This is a genomic window from Streptosporangium nanhuense (assembly GCF_059358815.1).
The window spans coordinates 1-752 of the sequence record NZ_JCADBG010000123.1 but is presented as its reverse complement, the minus strand read 5'-3'; the positions used below and the strand labels follow the sequence as shown (position 1 = coordinate 752).

Annotated in this window: 1 protein-coding gene; it reads left to right on the top strand. The window is 69.3% G+C overall.

The window, feature by feature from the left end:
* Positions 1–752 (top strand): ketoacyl-synthetase C-terminal extension domain-containing protein (locus AC5L38_RS44290; protein WP_495248836.1); only part of this gene is annotated, 752 nt, incomplete at both ends.

Genomic DNA, 752 nt, shown 5'->3' with positions numbered 1-752 from the left:
TCGGACGCGCGGCGCAACGGTCACCAGGTGCTCGCGGTTCTTCGTGGTTCGGCGATCAACCAGGACGGCGCGTCGAACGGTTTGACGGCGCCGAACGGTCCCTCGCAGCAGCGGGTGATCCGCCAGGCGCTGGCCGCTTCGGGGCTGTCGCCGTCCGAGGTGGATGTGGTCGAGGCGCACGGAACCGGCACCAGGCTGGGTGACCCGATCGAGGCGCAGGCGTTGCTGGCGACCTATGGCAGGGAGCGGGACGAGGATCGGCCGCTGCTTTTGGGGTCGATCAAGTCGAACATCGGTCACACCCAGGCTGCCGCTGGTGTGGCGGGTGTGATCAAGATGGTCATGGCGATGCGACACGGCACGCTGCCCAAAACACTGCATGTCGATACTCCCTCCTCGCACGTGGACTGGGCGTCGGGTGCGGTGGAGTTGTTGACCGAGGCGGCCGAGTGGCCGGAGAACGGTCATCCGCGCCGGGCGGGGGTGTCGTCGTTCGGGGTCAGTGGCACGAACGCGCACATGATCCTGGAGCAGGGGCCGGAGACGCCGCAGGCCGAGCCGCGGGCGGGGGGCGTGGTGCCGTGGGTGGTCTCGGGCAAGACCGATCAGGCGCTGCGGGATCAGGCGGGTCGTCTGGGTGCGCACCTGGACGCGCATGGCGATCTCGATCCGTTGGGTGTGGGGTCGTCGCTGGTGGTGTCGCGGTCGGTGTTCGAGCATCGCGCGGTGGTGGTCGGCGGGAAGCGTGAGGG